The following is an 18559-nucleotide window of genomic DNA, read 5'->3' as shown; positions in this document are numbered from 1 at the left end:
ATGGGTGGCCGGCAGGCGCCCGGGCCCGGCTGCTGGGTCGGCATCGACCTGGGTACGACGTTCTCGGCGGTGGCCCGGGCCGACGAGTTCGGCCGGGCCACCGTGCTGCCCAACCGGGACGGTGAGCGCACCACGCCCTCGGTGGTGTTCTTCGACGGGGAGCAACCTCTCGTCGGGACGATGGCGCGCCGGTCGGTGGCGACGTCGCCGCTGGACGCGGTGCGCTTCGTCAAGCGGGCGATGGGTGATCCGAGCTGGCGGTTCGAAACCTCGCGGGGCACCGGCTACGGGCCGGAGGAGATCTCCGCGCTGATCCTCAAGCGCCTCAAGGAGGACGCCGAACGCGCGCTGGCCCGCGAGGTGACCGACGCGGTGATCACCGTGCCGGCGTACTTCGACGACGCGGCCCGGCGGGCGACGATCGCCGCGGGAACGATCGCGGGGCTGATCGTACGCCGGGTCGTCAACGAACCCACCGCGGCGGCACTCGCCGCGGGACCGACCGGCGACTGGGCAGGATCGCTGGTGGTGTACGACCTGGGCGGCGGCACCTTCGACGTCACCGCGCTGCGGGTCGGGCCGGGCGCGGTGCACGTGCTCGCCACCGCCGGCGACCGCAACCTGGGCGGCTTCGACTTCGACAACGCGCTCATGCACTTGCTGGACGAACGCTTCCGCGCGGCTGGCGGGCCGAGCCTGCTGGCCGACGACACCACCGAGGTGGACCTCCGCGAGCGCGCCGAGCTTGTCAAGCACACCTTGACAAGCGTCGATCAGGCGGTCGCCCACCTGACCGCGGACGGATTCACGCGCTCGGTCACCGTGACGAGGGACGACTTCGAACACCTCACCTCCGCCCTGCTCAGCCGTACCCGCGACACCACCGAGCAGGTGGTCGAGGAGGCCGGCCTGACGTGGCCGGCGGTGGACCGGCTCGTGCTGGCCGGGGGTTCCACCCGGATGCCGATGGTGCGCCGGATGCTGACCGAGATCTCGGGCCGGGCACCGGACACGACCGCCAACCCCGACGAGGTGGTGGCCCTCGGCGCCGCTCGGATGGCCCACCTGCTGGAACAGGCCGAACGCCCACCCGAGTCCGCGCCGCGTGGGCGTTCCTCCCGGCTCCGGTCGATGGCACGGTTCGGGCTCCGGCAGCGGGAGCGCTCCGAGAAGTCCGAGGATTCCGAAGAGCCCACGGCGGGTTCGACGTCCATCCGGCTCGCCGTGCACGATGTGACGTCACACGGGCTCGGCGAGATCGTCTTCAAACGCGATACCGACATCCTCGTCAATCGGGTGATCATTCCGCGCAACACCCCGATCCCGGCGGAGGAGACGGCTGTCTGCTACACCCGCTACGAGCAGCAGTCCGACCTCGATGTCAGCATCACTGAGGGGGACGACACCGACCCCGCGCACGTTCGCGTACTCGGCAAGGAAGTTCTCTCGGTGGGGCCGTATCCGAAAGGAGCGCCGTTCGAGGTCACGCTCGCCTACGACGCGAACCAGATCATCTTCGTCCGGGTGCGCGACCTGACCACCGGCGAACTGGTCGGCACCTTCGAGATCGAGCACGTGCTCAACCCGAACGCCGAGCGGGTCGCCGCCTCGACCGAACGGATCCGGGCAATCGCGCCGCTGTAGCCGGCGCCGGCCGGGCACGTAACCAGTCCGCGAGCTGGTCGCCCGCGACCAGGTGCACCACCGCCCGGGTGGCGTTGCCGCGCGGGCTGACCAGGGCGATCTCCAGCGGGGTGTCGGGACGGGCCGATCCCCACAGTGCCACCACCGCCTCGAGATTCGGGGCGGCCAACCCGGGCGCGTCTCCGGCAGCCGTCAGGAGTTCGCCGACGGGACGCAGCCGGGCTGCCAGCTCAGCGGTGTTCCCGTCCAGGCCGTAGGCGTCGACCCTGCCGGTCCCCTTGTCGACGGAGGTGAGGGCGAGGGAGCCTTCCCAGGTTCGGGACTCCACGACGTACGCCCCGCCCGGCCCGGTCACGAGGTGCTCGGCGACCAGCCCACCGGGCAGGGTGAGTCGGTCGACGACCGTCCAGTCCTTCGGCAGCGAGGCCAGCACCGCCGCGGTCCGGTTTGCTCCACGGGAGGCGAGCGCAACCGCGCCGGCCGACTCGGCCGGTACGCGCCGCCCTCTCTCACCGCGGAAGGCCAGTCGGCCCCGTGAGCGGAGGACGACGAACACCGCCGCCACCGCGAACCCGGCGACCGCAACCGCGGACGGTGCGAGGAAAGTCAGGAAGCTCGCCGCCGTGAGGACGGCGTGGGCGCCCACCACGGTGGACAGTCGGCCGCCTGATCGGTCCGCACCGGGGTGGGGTGTCAGCCAGGCGGTGAGGGTCACCACGCCGAGGAACGTCCAGAACACCGTGCCGAGCCACAGCGGGGCTCCCGCGCCCAGTCCGGCACCGACTACCTGGGTCACCCGCGACGTGACCAGGCACGCGAGCAGCAGGGACAGGATGGTCAGCGCGCCGTCGCGGCTTCGCCGCACCCACCACACGAATCCCGCGGCCACGAGCCCCGCCGCCGCCAGCGCGATCGTCACACCGTCGCGAAGCGCCAGGACGACCACGAGGAACAGTCCGAACGCGACCGCGACGCCCCTGAACAGGCGGCGTACCGCCACCTCAGCCCTCTCTGTCAGGCGGTGGCTTGCCGCCGGGGTTCTTCAGCGCCTCGAGCACTTCCTCGTGCCGGCCCTCGGCCTGGTTCCAGTCCTCGATCCGGCGCTGCTCCGCGGCTTCCTCCCGCCGCCGGCGGAGTGCGGGAGCCTGCGTCCTGGTCACGGTCATCCGGCCCTGATCAGCGGCGAAGGTCTGCGCCCGTCCGGCCTGCGTCGTCATCCGCCCACCGGCGACGGCTCCCTGCATCCGGCCCCGGCGTACCTCCGTACGCCACTGCCGCGAACCGCGTTCGTAGCCGAGCCCCTCGGCCGCCTCCGCGCCGGCCATCGCGCCGGAGCGGGCACCGCTGCGTACGCCGCGCTGCATGAGATACGCACCGCCGACCGCCGCGCGCGTGCGGGCAGTCGCACCCGTGTCGGCCGGCACCACGCCTGCCTGCGCGGCCTCCTGCACGACCTGCGGCGCGAGCGCACCCGTGCGCAGAGCGGAAAGGATCTTCCAGATCGCCGCGGTGGCCACGAGCATCAGGAAGATCTTGATCACCATGCCGCCCTCGGCGACCTGCAGGATGTTCAGCACCGCGAGCAGCATCGCCAGCACCAGGCCGAACACGCAGCGCAGGAACACCGCCTGCACCATCACCCCGGCCATCATCCGCACGATCCGCCGTGCCGGTGGGAACGCCGCGATCGCCCCGATGACCGGCAGGAAGATCCAGGCCATCAGGAACACCGCGTGCCAGAAGATGGTGAGCAGCGCCAGCAGGCCGACGAAGACGAAGGCGATCAGATTGACGAACAACGCGGCGATCGCGGTGGCCATCCGCCCGGTCGGCTGGGTCCCCTCCCAGAACTCGTAGTTCTGCGGGTAGACCTGCGCGATCTTGTACTGCACGCCCTTCCACAGGAAGTAGTTCTGGCCGGTGTCGACGCGCTTTCCGTCGGCCTCGTCGATGGTCTGGTTGCGCGACAGCGACTGCGCCACCACCTGCTGGACGGCGAGGTTGATCCTCGGCCTGTCCTGGCCGGGTGCGACCGGGCGGTCGTCGCAGCGGTACTCGATGCTGGTGACGCCCTTGGGGCGTTGGTAGAGGGGGGCCTGGCTGTTCGGACAGTAGTTCTGCGAGCCGACCTTCAGGTCGTCCACCTTGAGCTGGCGTTCGGTGCCGAACTGGCCGTTGACCCAGGGCTGGAACAGCAGCACCTCGTAGAGCATGCAGGACGAGACCCGCTTGCCGAGGTTGTACGTCAGTGCGCGCGGGGTGTCCTGCGGCGGCCGCATGCCCGGGGCGTTGGCCTGACTCGGCGTGGCCACGGTGGGCAGGTAACACGCGCTGGACGCGTCGGTGTTGCGGTTGATGATGGCGAGGTCCATCACCGCGGAGTTGAACTCCGAGGTGTACCTGTCCACCGCCCCGGTCAGCTTGACGTAGTTGTTCCCGGTGAGGATCGCGGTGATGGCGACCACGATCAGGGCCGAGCTGATCACCCCCGCGTAGGTCTCCCGGGAGTCGGCGCGGCGGTGGATGCGGGTGAGCACCCACAGGCCGGTGACCGCCACCGCGAGCGCGATCGCGGGTACGCCGATCTTGTCGTTGAGGTTGGTGAGCAGGCTCTGCTGGGCGTCGTAGAACGTCGCGAACGGCGCTTCGTTGCTGGCCAGCTGCTTCATCCCGATGGTGAGGCCGCCGAAGAAGCCCCCGAAGGAGAACAGCATCTGCGCGATGCCGGTGGCCGAGGCGTCCATCACCGAGCACTGGGTCTCGAAGTTGCTTTCCGGGTCGGAGGTGGCGAACTTCTGCTTGCCGTCGCGTACGTCGGTGTTGAGCGCCTTGGGGGTGTACGACCAGAGCAGACCGCGTGGTCCGGCGACCTCCAGGAGCGTGTGGTCGGACGGGTTCGCCTGCCGGCCGCGTTTCTGTTTGTCCGGGTCGGCGCCGGGCTCGACGTCCTCCTTGGCGATGACCGGGATCCACGCCGTCATCCCGGAGCCGCCGTGCTCGGGGCCGGCGTTGGTGATGTTGCCGCTGCCGAACGGACAGTCCCACGGTGCGGCACTCGCCGGTCGCATCGCGACCGTGACCCCGAAGAGGGTTCCGGCCACCACACCGAACGCGGCGAGCAACCGGCCGGCGCGTAGCCACCGCGCCCGCCAGGCCGTACGCCGGCGGGCACCGGCGGGACCGGCACCCCCGACCGGCTCGGCCGCGGCGGCCGGGACGGCGAGCAGGGACTCCCCGCGGTCGACACGGGTCCGGGCACACCGCCTGCGGGCCGACGCCCGACGGGGCGCCGGTGGCGTGACCGATTCGTTGCGGACTCTCATCTGCCCGGTGTCGTCCCTACTGTCACCAGTGTCATCGCTTCCCCCCGTGTGCCCGGCTGTCCCTCATCGCCGGTGTGTTCAGGTTGTGGCCGGTTGGTGGCGCGTTGGTGCGCCCTAGTCACGATAGGCGCCCACGTCGGCTTTGTGCGTGTGGAGACCGCCGGATGTGGACATTCGGTGCCGGGTGCCCGGAACGAGGCCGGGACCTGCCCCGGCAAAACCCGGCTCACCCCTCGGTGTGAGTACGGATGCCTCCCGGGAGGGATGGCCGCCGGCCGGGCCGCGACGAGAGTTCTGGGTGCCGAACGATGCGGCGGGACCGCCGCGACGGCCGTGACGGTCCCGCCGCCCCACCACGGAGAAGGTCCCGCAGGCGATGCAGGCCCTCGAACCCGCGGCCCTCTTCGACCCAGAGGCGGTGCGACCCATGAACCCTGTGCGACTGGTGAAAGGTGTGGCCGACCGATGAGTACCGTCACGTCCGCGGGCCGGGCCCTGCGCCGGCCGGGGTTCGACTGGCCGCGGCACGCGCCGACGGTGGCACTGGTCCCGTTCGCCGCCTACACCGCGGCTGCCCTGGCGTGGTTCGCTGTGGAGTACGGCGGTGCTGGCGTCCGTGGTCGCGTACAACCACCGAACCCGTGGCCGGTGCCGGCACTGCGGGCGGATGTCAGGATGACGCCCATGACCACCATGACCCCGACGTTTGTCCTCGTTCACGGTTCCAACGGCAACGCCTCCAACTGGTCCGCCCTGCAGCGCGAGCTCGCCCTGCTCGGCCACCGCAGCCTGGCGGTGGATCTGCCCGGGCACGGCTTCGGCGCGACCTTCCCGGCGGCCTACCAGGCGCCGCAGGACCTGGCAGCGCTGGCCACAGCACCGTCGGCGATGGCGGGCGTCACCCTGGCCGACAACGTGGACCACGTCGCCGGAGTCCTGCGGCGGGCCGCCGAGCACGGGCCGGTGATCCTGGTCGGGCACAGCCGGGGCGGGGTCACTCTGACCGCCGTCGGGAACGCCGTTCCGGACCTTGTCGACCGGATCGTCTACATGTCCGCGTGGTGCTGCGTCGACCTCACGCCCGGTGAGTACATGCGGGGGCCGGAGTACGCGAGCAGTGCCCTCGGCGGCACCATGGGCCTGCTGGTCGGGGACCCGATGACGCTGGGCGCGATCCGGATGAACTGGCGCACGGCGGACCCCGGCCTGCTGGCCGCGCTGCGCACGGCGATGCTGGCGGACGGCACCGGGGACGATCTCCACTCCTTCCTGAACACCCTGGAACCGGACGAGAGCCTGGACGCCGGCGACCCGGACGACCGCGCCCAGGCCGCGACGTGGGGCCGAATCCCGCGTACGTACGTCCGGCTGACCGAGGACCGCTCCATCCCGGTCGCCCTGCAGGACCGGTTCATCGCCGAGGCGGACGCGCTCACTCCCGACAACCCTTTCCAGGTGCACTCGCTGGACAGCAGCCACGTCGGCTTCCTGATCAGGCCCGGGCAGGCCGCGAAGATCCTCGCCGGGCTGGCCGGCGCCGGCCCGGGCGGCGAAGGGTAGCGCGATGAGCACTGTCCGCGGGGGAGCAGCGGTGAGGACTACGGTCCCGGCCGGTACGACGGCCCGGCTGCGGGCCTGGGGCCGGGCGGTGCTGTTCCTGCTCGTGGGCACCGGCGGTGCCAGCTCGGTCGGGCTGTGCGCGTGGTTCCTCACCCTGCCGGTCACCCTGAACCTCGAACCGGCATGGACCCGGGTCGCCCTGGCCGGCGCCACGGCGCTGGTGCTCGCACTGGCCATGGGCCTGCTCATCCCGGCCCGCCGGACCGAGGTCGTCCTGGCCGAGACCCTGCTCGGCGCGCGGTTCCCCGACGGGTGGCACCGCCAGCAGCACGCCGGGCGGGTCGAACGCGTCCGCACCTCCCTGTGGTTCACCGCACACCTGCTGGGCGGCGCGGCCGTGCTCCTCGCCGGCGTGGTGGCGGTTCCGGTCGGGATCGGGCTCGTCGGCGCGCCATGGACGGGCACCGCGGGCACCCACCCGCTCGGCATGCCCGTACTTCCCCTGCTCGGAACGGGTTCGGACTGGGTTGTGGTCGTCGCCGGCGCCGTCGCGCTCCTGGTCGGAGCGGCGGTCGTGGTCGGCCTGCCCCTGGTGGCCACCTGGCCGGCCGAGGTGATGCTGGGCCCGTCGCCGCGGGAGCTGATGGCGATCACCGCGACCCAGGCGGCCCGGGCGGCCGAACGCAACCGGGTCGCCCGCGACCTGCACGACTCGGTGGGCCACAACCTGAGCATCATCTCGGTGCTGGCCACTGCCGCCGTACGTACGCCGGAGGAGAGCGCGGTGCGCGCGTACTGCGAGGACATCGCCGGGGTCGCCCGGTCGGCGCTGACCGATCTCGACGAGGCACTGCGCGTCCTGCGCGCCGACTCGGGACCCGGGTCCGACGCCGACAGCGGTACCGAAGGACGCTCAGGCTCAGGGCCGGGCGCCGGATCCGGATCCGGCTCCGGCGGAGGGGACGCGGACGCCCGTACGCTCGCCGACCTGGACACGCTGCTGGAGCGGCTGCGGTCGGCCGGGCGGCGGATCGACGGCGGCGTGCCCGCGGCGGTCGGATCGGTGCCGGAACCGGTGAGCCGGGAGGGCTACCGCATCGTCGCCGAGGCGCTGACCAACGCCGCCCGCTACGGCACCGACGACCCCACCGAACTCACGCTCACCCTCACCGGGGACCGGCTGACGATCGAGGTGGCCAACCGGGTCGGCTCGGCGGGCCGCAGCCGCCGGGACGGCGGACGCGGCCTGGTCGGCATCCGGGAACGTGTGAGCCTGCTCGGCGGCACCCTCGCCGTCGGACCCGACGACGGTGCCGCGGGATGGTGGCGCCTGCGCGCCGAACTCCCCGGGGCGGCGGCCCGCACCCGCCCCGGCGCCCGGCCCGCAAGCGCAGCCGGCCCCGCTGCCGGCCCCGGCCCCGACTCGGCGTCGACCTCACCCACCCCACCGGCACCGGAGCAGACCAGATGAGTACGAAGATCAGCGTTCTCGTGGCCGACGACGAGCCGATGATCCGGCACGGTCTCGCGGCGATCCTCGCCCCCGAACCCGACATCGCCGTCGTCGGCGAGGCCGGCGACGGCGCCGAGGCGGTCTCGGCGACCGGGCGGCACCTGCCGAACGTCGTCCTGATGGACGTCCGGATGCCCCGGGTGGACGGCATCGAGGCGACCCGGACCATCACCGCCCGCTGGCCCGACCGGGTGAAGGTGCTGGTGCTCACGACGTTCGCCGACGACGACTACGTGACCCGGGCGATGCTGGCCGGCGCCTCCGGCTTCCTGCTCAAGCGGGCGTCGGGTGAGGAGATCACCCAGGCCATCCGCACGGTGCACGGCGGTGAGTCGCTGCTGTTCCCGGCGAAGGTACGGGCGATGTTCGGGTCGGCCGGGGCGGCCCACGAGGCGCACCCGGGGTTCGACCGGCTCACCGCACGGGAGGCGGAGATCCTCACGCTCGTCGCGGAAGGGCTGTCCAACGCCGAGATCGCCCGCCGGCTCTACGTCAGCGTGGAGACGGTGAAGACGCACGTCGCCTCGGTGCTCACCAAGCTGGAGGTACGCGACCGCACCCAGGCCGTGGTGCGGGCCTACCGCGACCGGTTCATCACGCCCTGACACCGACCTCCCCGCCGTCGGCACCCGATGACCCGCGCTCGTGATCCGGACGTACGATCTGCGTTCGTGTCGTGCAGTGTGTCGAGATCCGCGAGCTTCTCCGCCCGCCGGGACCAGTCCCCGGCGCGCCGGTACGTGCTCGCGCTGCTGGCCGTCCACGCACACGACGTCGCCGACGTGCTGTGTCGCTGACTCCTGCCTCCGACCTCCCCGGGGCATTCGGGGACGGGCGCCGCGCGCCGACGTCACACCAGCCGTCGTACACCGCCTTACGCCGTCCCGGGTGCTCGTGTCCTCACCAGGCCGACCCGCTCCGACTGCTGAGCCGACCGGCCACCGGTGCCTTCCGAAGGGCTCTCCATGCGTCACGTTCCACCTCTCCTCACCCGGGCCGCGGCTGTCGGCGTCGCCCTGGTCACCCTCTCCGTCGCCGCTGCCTGCGGTTCGAGCGGCGGTGACGACAGCGCCGGCGGCGGCAACGCGAGCGGCGGCGGCAAGTTCGACCCGGCCAAGTGCCAGGGCGGCACGCTGTACGTCCTGAACCAGAAGGACATCACCCACCTCGACCCCGCCCGCCTGTACACCTCCGGCGGCGGCAACATCCCCTCGCTGCTGTTCCGTACGCTCACCACCCGCAACCGCGCGGGCGGAGCCGAGGGCGCGAAGGTCGTCCCCGACCTCGCCACCAACACCGGCGTGGCCAGCGACGACGCGAAGACCTGGACCTACACGCTGCGGGGCGACCTGAAGTTCAGCGACGGGTCGAAGATCACCTCCAAGGACGTGAAGTACGGCATCGAGCGGTCGTTCGCGCCGGAGCTTCCCGGCGGCGCGCCGTACCTGCGCGACTGGCTGTCCGGCGCCGCCGACTACCAGGGCGTCTACAAGGACCCGGCCGGTATCAAGTCGATCGAGACCCCGGACGACAAGACGATCGTGTTCCACCTGCGCAAGCCGGAGGGCGACTTCCCGTTCCTCGCCACGGCAACGCAGTTCGCACCGGTGCCGAAGGCCAAGGACACCGGCGTGAAGTACGAGAACAAGCCGGTGTCCAGCGGGCCCTACCAGGTGGAGTCGTACCAGAAGAACAAGAAGCTGGTGCTCACCCGCAACCCGCACTGGTCGCGCTCGGTCGACAAGAACCGCCTCGCCTGCCCGGACCGGGTGGAGATCACCTCCGGCCTGGACGCCGCGGTGATCAACCAGCGGATCTTCACCGGTGCCGGCAAGGACGCGAACGCCGTCACCACCGACACCGACCTCGGCCCCTCGGAGCTCGCCCGGCTCGGCAACGACCCCGAGCTGGACAAGCGGGTCGCCAAGGGCCACTTCCCGTTCCTGTACTACATCGCGTTCAACCTCAAGCAGAAGCCGTTCGACGACCCGAAGATCCGGCAGGCGATCTCCTACGCGGTGAGCCGTACGTCGGTGATCAACGCCGTCGGCGGCACCGCGCTCGCCGACCCCGCCACGACGTTCCTGCCGGCGCAGAAGTCGATGGGCTACCAGAAGTACGACTACTTCCCGGCCGGCACGAACGGCAACCCGGCCAAGGCCAAGCAGCTGCTCGCCGAGGCGGGACACCCGAACGGAATCACCGTGCCGCTCACCTACGTCTCCGACTCCAAGGACGGGACCGGCCCCGGAGCGGCCACCGCGGTCCAGGACGCGCTGAAGAAGGCCGGTATCACCGTCAAGCCGCAGGGCCTTGAGACCGACGCGTTCTACGAGCAGACCGGTGACCCGAAGAAGGAGCCGGGGATGATGCTGTTCGGCTGGGGCGCGGACTGGCCGTCCGGGTTCCCGTTCCTGCAGCCGATCTTCGACGGCCGGCAGATCCCGCCGCAGGGCAACTACAACCTCGCGCAGTACGACGACCCGAAGGTGAACGCGGAGTTCGACGAGATCGCGAAGATCACCGACCCGGCGCAGGCGGCGAAGCGCTACGGCCAGCTCGACGCCCAGCTGGGCAAGCAGGCGTTGACAGTCCCGCTCTACACCACCAAGGACCTGGTGATGTACGGCAAGAACGTCCAGAACGCCTTCGTCAGCGACTGGACCGGCAAGTACGACGTCGCGATGCTGTCGGTGAAGTGAGCACCCTGGTGAGCCGCAGATGAGCGCCACCGTCTCCACGCCGCCGCCCGCGTCCGGTCCCGAACCGGACGCGGGGGCGGTGGCGCCCGCGGGCCCCGGCGCGGGTCGGGGCGGGCGCGGCGGCCGGGCGGTCTGGCGCAGGTTCGCGGCCAACCGCGCCGCGGTCGTGGCGGCGGGCATCGTCGGGCTGCTCGTCCTGGTCGCGGTGCTCGCACCTCTGCTGGCCGCCCTGGAAGGTCAGGACCCGACGACGTTCCACGACGCGCTGATCGACTCCGGTCGTGGTGGCGTACCGCTCGGCTCGTTCGGCGGGATCAGCGCCGACCACTGGCTCGGCGTGGAACCCACCACCGGTCGCGACCTGTTCGCCCGGGTCGTGTTCGGCGCCCGGGTCTCCCTCGGCGTGGCGATCGGCGCGACCGTGCTGCAGGTGCTGATCGGCGTCACGGTCGGGCTGGCCGCGGGCGTGGGCGGACGCCTGGTGGACAGCGTGCTCGGCCGGTTCATCGACCTGATCCTGGCGTTCCCCGGGCTGGTGTTCTCCATCGCGCTGCTGGCGATCGTGCCGTCGTCGTTCCCGCGGCCGGTGCTCCTGGTGGTCGTCCTCGGCGTCCTCGGCTGGGCCGGGGTGGCCCGGATCGTGCGCGGCCAGACGCTGACGCTGCGGGAGACCGACTACGTCGCGGCCGCCCGGCTGGCCGGCGTGCACCCGGTGCGGGTGGCCCGCCGGGAGATCCTGCCCGGCCTGGCCGCGCCGGTGCTGACGTACGCCGCACTGCTGCTGCCCGGCAACGTCGTGGCCGAGGCGGCGCTGTCGTTCCTCGGCATCGGCGTACGCCCGCCGACGTCCTCGTGGGGGCAGATGCTGTCCACCGCGACGACCTGGTTTCGCGGCGACCCGACGTACGTGCTGATCCCGGCCGTGCTGTTGTTCGTCACCGTGCTGGCGTTCACCCTCGCGGGCGACGGCCTGCGGACCGCACTCGACCCGCGGGCGAAGGCCCGCGTGCAGGGGCAGAGGCAGGGACGGGGGCGGGCCTCGTGACCGGCTACCTGCTGCGCCGGCTGGCGGGCGCCCTGGTGGTGCTGCTCGTCCTGTCCGCCGTCGTCTACACGATCTTCTACCTCACGCCCGGCAACCCGGCCCTGCTGGCCTGCGGCAAGGGATGTACGCCGGACCACCTGAAGGTCGTCGAGGCCCAGATGGGCATCGACCAGCCGATCTGGGTGCAGTACTGGCACTTCCTGCAGGGCCTGCTGCTGGGGCGCGACTTCAGCGCCGGGCCCACCGTGGACCACTGTCCGGCGCCCTGCCTCGGCTACTCGTTCCAGACCGACGAACCCGTGCTGGCGCTGCTGTTCGACCGGCTCCCGGTGACGATGTCGCTCACCCTCGGCGCGCTGGTGATCTGGCTGGTCGTCGGCGTCGCCGCGGGCGTGGTGTCCGCGCTGCGCCGGGGCCGCACCGCCGACCGGCTGGTGACGGTGACCACCCTCGCCGGAATGTCCGCGCCGACGTTCCTGGTCGGCATCCTGTTGCTGATGCTGGTGTGCGCGTACCTGCGCTGGCTGCCGTTCCCGTCGTACGTCCCGCTGCACGAGGACCCGGTGGCCTGGGCGACCAACCTGGTGCTGCCCTGGGTGACGCTCGCGATCGTCCAGGCCGCGGTCTACACCCGGATCACCCGCACCGCGATCCTGGAGACGCTGGCCGAGGACCACATCCGCACCGGCCGGGCGTACGGCCTGACCGAACGCTCGATCGTCGGCCGGCACGCCCTGCGCAGCGCGCTCACCCCGCTGGTGACGCTGGTGGCGCTCGACCTCGGCGCCCTGCTCGGGGGTGCGGCGATCACCGAGAGCGTGTTCGGGCTGCCCGGGCTCGGCCAGCTGCTGGTCGACTCGGTGCGGGTGGTCGACCTGCCGGTGGTGGTGGGGCTCACGCTGCTGTCCGGCTTCTTCATCGTGCTCGCCAACGCGGTCGCCGACCTGTTGTACGCGGTGGCCGACCCTCGGGTCAGCCTCGGCGAGGACCGGCTGGGGCGGAGGGGCGCATGACCGACGACCTCCTACAGCCCGTGGTGTCCGTACGCGACCTGCGGATCGGCTTTCCCCGCGCGGTCGCGGCCGGTGCTCCGCCCGCCGTCGACGGGCTGTCGTTCGACCTGCCGCCCGGCGGTGGACTCGGCCTGGTCGGCGAGTCCGGCTCGGGGAAGACCGTCACCGCGCTGACGCTGCTCGGCCTGCACCGGGGTACCGACGCGCAGGTGTCCGGCGAGGTCGAGGTCGCCGGGGTTCCGGTGCTCACCGCGCCGGAGGAGAGGGTACGCCGGATGCGAGGCGCGGAGGTCGCGATGATCTTCCAGGACCCGCTGTCGGCGTTCGATCCGTACTACCGCGTCGGCGACCAGATCGGCGAGGTCTACCGGCTGCACACCGGCGCCGGCCGCCGGGCCGCCCGCGAACGCGCCGTCGAGGTGCTCGACCGGGTGCACATCCCCGACCCTCACCGCCGGGTGGACGCGTACCCGCACGAACTCTCCGGCGGCATGCGGCAACGGGCCCTGATCGCCATGGCGCTGGCCTGCGAGCCGCGCGTGCTGGTCGCCGACGAACCCACCACGGCCCTCGACGTCACCGTCCAGGCGCAGATCCTCGACCTGCTGGCCGAACTGCGGGCCGACACGGGGATGGCGCTGATCCTCGTGACGCACGACCTCGGCGTGGTCGCCGGCAGCGTCGACGACGTGCTGGTGATGAGCGCCGGCCGGGAGGTCGAACGCGGGCCGACCGCGCGGGTGCTGCGCGCGCCCTCCGCGGCGTACACCCGTCGGCTGCTGGCGGCCGTTCCCCGGGTGGACGTGGCACCCGAGCGCGCACGGACGGAAGTTACGCGGACCGAGGAGCCGGCCGGCGGCGCGGAAGCGCCGGCCGACGGCGACCGGACCGGCGACGACGTGGTGATGACCCTGCGCGGCGTGCACCGCGACTTCCCCGGCAGGCGCGGCCGGGCCGGGCGGCGGGAGGTCGTGCATGCCGTCGCCGGCGTCGACCTGGACCTGCGCCGCGGCGAGGTGCTCGGCGTGGTCGGGGAGAGCGGAAGCGGGAAGACGACACTGGCCCGGATGATGGTCGGGCTGCTGCGGCCCTCCGCCGGCGACGTACTGCTGGGCGGCACCGACCTGGCGAAACTGTCCGGCAGGCGGCTGCGCGAACGCCGCCGCGAGCTGGCGATGGTGTTCCAGGACCCGGCGTCCTCGCTCAATCCCAGGCGTACGGTCGGCGACAGCATCGCCGAGCCGCTGCGCGTCCGGGGCGCCGGGCGGGCCGAGGTCACGGCGACGGTCGCGGACCTGCTCTCCCGGGTCGGTCTGGACCCACATCGGGCGAACGACTACCCGCACGAGTTCTCCGGCGGCCAGCGGCAGCGGATCGGGATCGCCCGGGCGCTCGCCGGTCGTCCCTCGGTGCTGGTCTGCGACGAGCCGGTGTCGGCCCTGGACGTCACCACGCAGGCGCAGGTGCTGGAGCTGATCGACGAACTGCGGGCGGAGTACGGCTTCGCGGTGGTGTTCGTCAGCCACGACCTCGCCGTCGTCCGCCAGGTCAGCGACCGGGTGGCGGTGATGCGCCGGGGCGAGGTGGTCGAACTCGCCGACGCCGAGGTGTTGTACGAGGACCCGCGGCACGAGTACACGCGGGCCCTGCTGGCCGCCGTACCCGTCCTCGATCCCGAGCTCGCCCGGGTCCGGCGCGCCGAACGCCGTCAGCTGATCCGACCCTAGGAGTCGACCCGGCTGAGGTCGGTGAGGAAGTCCTCCTCCTCGGTCGCTTCGTCGTCGCGCGGGCCGACCACGTGCCGGGTCGACGCGGCGGACGGGGCCTCGTCGACGAGCACCGACGCCTCGTCCACCCAGCGCCACTCGTCCACGTCGGGCGAGGGGTCGATCGCCTTGAAGCGCGACTCCAGGTGCGGGTTGGACTGGATCGCCGCGGCGAACTCGAAGAACGCTCGGTCGACCTCGACACTCGCCAGTTCCGCGTCCACGTCGCGCATCACGCACTCGCCGTCCCGCAGCGACTTCAGCGTCTCGATCATCGACCTCTCCGCGGGCGCTCGGTTCAGCAGCGGCAGCGTCTGCGCCGCGTCGGCGTCGGAGTGGTGCCGGAACGCGAACACCGTGTGGATCTGGTTCGTGCCGGCCGCCTTGGCGTCCAGGTCCTCGGACTCGATCCGGGCCAGGTCGCCCGCCTGCTGGGTGATGAGCACGATTCCGATGTTGAACGCGCGGCCCTGCTTCAGCACGAAGCTGATCAGGTCGCGGCCCTCGCCGGTGCTCGCCACGCTGTACGCCTCGTCCACGAACAGCAGCTGCGGCCGCCAGCCCTTGACCGGGTGGCGTTCGGTCGTCTCCTCCAGCATCTGGAACCCGAGCCGGGTGACGAGGTAGATGATGCCGCGGGCGATGTTGGCCGAGGAGCTGTTGCCGTGCGCCCGGGGCAGTCCGCGCAGGGTGATGATCGTGCGCCGCTTGCCGCTGTCGTCGACCACGGCGCTGGCCTCGCGGGCGAACGCGACGCGGGCGTAGGGGTTCTTGCGCAGGTCCTCCAGCACCGCGGCCGCGAACCGCAGGTCGCGTACCTCCGTGTCGGCCACGCCCGCGTCCTTCACCCGGTCGAACTCGTCGACGACCAGCTGCAGGACGTTCCACGTGGTGGGCCGGGGCACCGCGCGCTCGACCTCGGACCTGGCGGCGCCCGGGTGCGCGGCGCGGTAGGCGGCCACCTCCCGGTCGTACTCGTTGACAGTCCGGGAGAACGCCTCCACGACGTACCCGCTGATCCGGCTCCACGCGACCTCGCCGAGGAAGATCTCCAGCATCGCCTGGGCGTGCATCCGGCCTTCGGTGACCGTCGACGCGGTGAGCAGCGGGTCGAGGTTGCCGGCCCGCCCGCGCAGCGGGTCGATGATCTCGGTTTCCCGCCAGTACTCCTCGTTGATCGGCTGGAAGGGGCACCCCGGCCGGCCCAGGCATCCCTCACCGGCGTGCCGCATGAACTCCGGGTCGAGCACCTGCGAGCCGAACGCCAGGAAGTACGCCATCCGCGCGGCGTCGATCTTCGGGTCGATGAACACGCACCGCACGCCGGCCTCGGACTCGTAGTGGAAGATCTTCAGCGCCAGCGTCGTCTTGCCGCCGCCGGAGGCACCGACCAGCACCACACCGGCGCCGTTCTCGCGGGCGATCGCGGAGTGGGCGGAGTAGTGCACGGGGTTGTGGCCGTCGCGGGTACGCCCGACCAGCATCCCCTCCCAGCCCTTGGCGATCCCGTCGCGGCCGACGACCGCGCGGTCGCCGACGTGGGTGGCGGTGGTGAGCAGGGCGACACCGAGCTGGTCCAGCTCCTGCAGCCGGCGGAACGGCGCGATCCGGCCCACCGGCGAACGGTCGCCGTCGCCGGGCAGCATGTTGTAGAGCAGGCGGTACTGCAGCCGCTTCGGCCGCAGCACCGTCGCGTCCAGCGTCTTCGCGAACAGCCGCTCGATCCGCTTGCGGCGGTTCTCCAGCTCCTCCGGCGTGGACGCGGCGATGGTGAGCAGCAGCTGGGACTCCATGCCGGGGAACGGCCGGCTGTCCTGCTCGTCGACGAGGTGGTTGGCGCGTTCGACCTGCTCCACCAGCAGGGAGTCGATCCGGGCGCTGGCCCGGTCCATGTCGCGCGCCTCGTCCTCGAGGTTGTCCCGGATCTTCTTGCCGCGTTCGCGGAACTCCTCCGGCGGCAGCAGCACGCCGCGCCAGGACACCACCACCGGGAAGTCCAGCCGCTTGAGGGTCCGCCCCCACGCGCGGTTCTTCGCGAACCGGATGGCGTCCGGCCAGCCGGTGGCGACCAGGGTGGTGAGGTACGTCTTGCGGTCCTCGCCGGTGTCGTCGTCGATGACGCTCACCTCGAGCCGGCTCTTGTGGTTGGGCGCCCGGAAGTCGGCGGCCAGCTCGAACTCGTGCGCGCCCCACGGGCGGCGGTCGATCACGCCGTCCTCCGGGATCGGCAGGTGCCCGAACAGGCAGGTGCGGACGATGCGCACCAGGTCACGGCGCATCAGCGGCTGGGTGGCCACCCCGGCGTCGACCGCGACCGCGTACACCTCGTCGGCGCGCTCGTGCCACTCGGCGACGACGTTCGGGTCGAAGTACTCGTCGTGCACGCCGGTGGCCTGGTCGGCGATCGCGGCCACCGCCGCCGACGCCGAGCCACGGCCGTCACCGAGCTGACCGATCCGCATCAGGAACACCACGTCGTACAGCGAACCCAGCCGGTCGTTCGACGTCGCCCGGGCCGCCTCGCGGCGGATCAGCTTGCGGTAGTTGTCGGTGGGCCGCCACGAGCGTTCGACCAGGTCCAGCGCCCAGCCGGTCAGGTCCGGACGGCGCGGCACCAGCATTACCTGGAACTGCGGGCGGTGGAACTCCCGGCCGAGCTGGTGCATCAGGTTGGGCAGCTTCAGCGCCTCGGGTACGAGTTCGTCGCTGGAGATGTGTTCGTCGGTGGTGGTGTCGACGAAGAATCCGGTCCAGACCGAGCGGCCCCAGACGAAGATGACGTCGTCGCCGTAGCGGTAGGGCAGGCGTTCCCGCTCCGCGCGCGGCTCCCTCGGCTTCTTCCCGGCCGCGTCCTCGTCACCGCCGCCGACGTTGAACACGAAGATGGCCACCGCGCCGAGGCCGACGACGGCGAGCGCGAGGAGCGGAAGGAGGTAGTAGAGCGGATTCATCGTCGGTGACCCCTACTCGCGGACTGGGTCGGTTGCCGGGCCGGCTGCTCGGTCGGAAGTGGCTGAAGTGGTCGGCGACGCGGACGGGTCCGGTTCCTCGTCGTACGGATCGTGCAGGTCGTGCGGGTAGTACGGGTCGTACGGGTCGGCGGGGCACGGTCGCAGCAACCGCTCCGCCCGCTCCGCCCGGGCCCGCGCCAGCGCGTGGTACCAGCGTGGGTGCACCGGCCGCCACAGGATGACCCGCCAGTGCACGATCTCCGGCTCGACGTCCTCGGCGAGTCCGTGGATGCGGCGCGGCTGCAGGAAGAGGTAGTCGACCGCGACCAGGATGTTCTGCTCGGTCGTCAGGCCGTTGCGCCACCGTCTCGGCCAGAGTACGTACAGAGTGACCGCGATGGCGAGGCAGCCGAGGATCGTCCAGACGTTCAGCGCCAGGCCGGGCACCACCGGCGCGGCCAGCATCACCCCGCCGAGCAGGCCGAGGAACGCGATGCCGCCCGTCACCAGGGCACGCAGGTCGATGCCGCCGAGGATGGTCAGCGGCACCCCCTCGGCGAGGTTCCACAACTTCTTGCGCCGACGTTCGAGGTCGGTGTGGTCGTACGCGACGTACTGTCCGGGCGGGTCTGCCATCGCTCACCTCCTCCGGGTCGCTCGCGGGGTCACTCGTGGGGACTCCTCGACGCGGTGGACGGGCACGGGCACCCGGTGCCCGGTCCGGCCCACGGGAACACCGACCACCTGCCGGCGCGCCGCCCTAGCCGCCGATCTGCCGGCCGATCGCGCTCAGCAGTGAGGCGATCCCGGACGCACCACCGATCAGCAGCGCGGCGAACGCCACCACGCCCATGTTCTGGATCGCCTCGCGGAAGTTGTCACCCCGCCGGATCGCGAACATGATCTTGAATCCGATGATGATGATGGCCACCGTCAGGGCGCCTACCGCCACCCCGGCCAGCAGCCGTTCGATTCGGCCGAAGAGCGCGTCGAGCTGGGAACCCCCCGACGCGAGAATCCACATTCCGGTCACCTCGGCTCA

Annotated in this window: 14 protein-coding genes; 9 read left to right on the top strand and 5 right to left on the bottom strand. The window is 71.8% G+C overall.

Annotation, left to right across the window (positions count from 1 at the left end; all coding sequences use genetic code 11):
• Positions 1–1644 (top strand): Hsp70 family protein, encoded by a 1644-nt coding sequence (locus BLU27_RS05955; protein WP_092651343.1) that lies wholly within the window; start codon positions 1–3, stop codon positions 1642–1644.
• On the opposite strand, the gene BLU27_RS05950 is transcribed toward BLU27_RS05955, so the two are convergent.
• Both BLU27_RS05950 and BLU27_RS05945 read right to left on the bottom strand, forming a co-directional pair.
• The gene (locus tag BLU27_RS05950; RefSeq protein WP_092651340.1) at positions 1580–2644 is read right to left on the bottom strand and encodes a nuclease-related domain-containing protein; all 1065 of its coding nucleotides are present in this window, start codon (positions 2642–2644) and stop codon (positions 1580–1582) included. The genes BLU27_RS05955 and BLU27_RS05950 overlap by 65 nt on opposite strands.
• 1 nt (position 2645) lies before the next feature.
• A complete protein-coding gene (locus BLU27_RS05945) occupies positions 2646–4967 on the bottom strand; it encodes a hypothetical protein (RefSeq protein WP_092651338.1) in 2322 nt (773 codons plus the stop codon).
• Positions 4968–5432: 465 nt separating this feature from the next.
• Here BLU27_RS05945 and BLU27_RS05940 point away from each other — a divergent pair, with 465 nt between their 5' ends.
• The 8 genes from BLU27_RS05940 to BLU27_RS05910 all read left to right on the top strand — a co-directional run bounded on the left by BLU27_RS05940 (position 5433) and on the right by BLU27_RS05910 (position 14527).
• Positions 5433–6527, top strand: coding sequence for an alpha/beta hydrolase (locus tag BLU27_RS05940; RefSeq protein ID WP_241827809.1), 1095 nt, complete (start codon positions 5433–5435; stop codon positions 6525–6527).
• A 4-nt stretch (positions 6528–6531) separates the two neighbouring features.
• Positions 6532–7998 carry a sensor histidine kinase gene (locus BLU27_RS05935; protein WP_092651336.1) on the top strand — a complete coding sequence of 489 codons (1467 nt, stop codon included), beginning with the start codon at positions 6532–6534 and terminating at the stop codon, positions 7996–7998.
• The gene (locus BLU27_RS05930) at positions 7995–8645 is read left to right on the top strand and encodes a response regulator transcription factor (RefSeq protein WP_092651333.1); all 651 of its coding nucleotides are present in this window, start codon (positions 7995–7997) and stop codon (positions 8643–8645) included. The genes BLU27_RS05935 and BLU27_RS05930 overlap by 4 nt, the downstream gene beginning before the upstream one ends.
• Positions 8646–8711: 66 nt before the next feature.
• A complete protein-coding gene (locus BLU27_RS30785; RefSeq protein WP_277869283.1) occupies positions 8712–8837 on the top strand; it encodes a hypothetical protein in 126 nt (41 codons plus the stop codon).
• Positions 8838–9005: 168 nt separating this feature from the next.
• Complete coding sequence (locus tag BLU27_RS05925; RefSeq protein ID WP_092651330.1) at positions 9006–10742, top strand: ABC transporter substrate-binding protein; 1737 nt, start codon at positions 9006–9008, stop codon at positions 10740–10742.
• Positions 10743–10761: 19 nt separating this feature from the next.
• Positions 10762–11787, top strand: coding sequence for an ABC transporter permease (locus tag BLU27_RS05920; RefSeq protein WP_092651327.1), 1026 nt, complete (start codon positions 10762–10764; stop codon positions 11785–11787).
• Positions 11784–12800 carry an ABC transporter permease gene (locus BLU27_RS05915; protein WP_092651325.1) on the top strand — a complete coding sequence of 339 codons (1017 nt, stop codon included), beginning with the start codon at positions 11784–11786 and terminating at the stop codon, positions 12798–12800. Before BLU27_RS05920 ends, BLU27_RS05915 begins: the two co-directional genes overlap by 4 nt.
• Positions 12797–14527, top strand: coding sequence for a dipeptide ABC transporter ATP-binding protein (locus tag BLU27_RS05910; RefSeq protein WP_092651323.1), 1731 nt, complete (start codon positions 12797–12799; stop codon positions 14525–14527). The genes BLU27_RS05915 and BLU27_RS05910 overlap by 4 nt, the downstream gene beginning before the upstream one ends.
• Here the strand turns inward: BLU27_RS05910 and BLU27_RS05905 are convergent.
• From BLU27_RS05905 to BLU27_RS05895, 3 genes are all read right to left on the bottom strand, one after another.
• Positions 14524–17517 (bottom strand): ATP-binding protein, encoded by a 2994-nt coding sequence (locus tag BLU27_RS05905; RefSeq protein WP_092651320.1) that lies wholly within the window; start codon positions 17515–17517, stop codon positions 14524–14526. The two genes, BLU27_RS05910 and BLU27_RS05905, sit on opposite strands and share 4 nt — an antisense overlap.
• Before the next feature lie 12 nt (positions 17518–17529).
• Positions 17530–18153 carry a PrgI family protein gene (locus BLU27_RS05900; protein WP_092651317.1) on the bottom strand — a complete coding sequence of 208 codons (624 nt, stop codon included), beginning with the start codon at positions 18151–18153 and terminating at the stop codon, positions 17530–17532.
• A gap of 124 nt (positions 18154–18277) precedes the next feature.
• Positions 18278–18541 carry a hypothetical protein gene (locus tag BLU27_RS05895; RefSeq protein WP_241827808.1) on the bottom strand — a complete coding sequence of 88 codons (264 nt, stop codon included), beginning with the start codon at positions 18539–18541 and terminating at the stop codon, positions 18278–18280.
• Positions 18542–18559: the final 18 nt, after the last annotated feature.

This window comes from Actinopolymorpha singaporensis (assembly GCF_900104745.1).
Taxonomy (GTDB): Bacteria; Actinomycetota; Actinomycetes; order Propionibacteriales; family Actinopolymorphaceae; genus Actinopolymorpha; species Actinopolymorpha singaporensis.
This window is presented reverse-complemented; position numbering and strand designations above follow the sequence as displayed.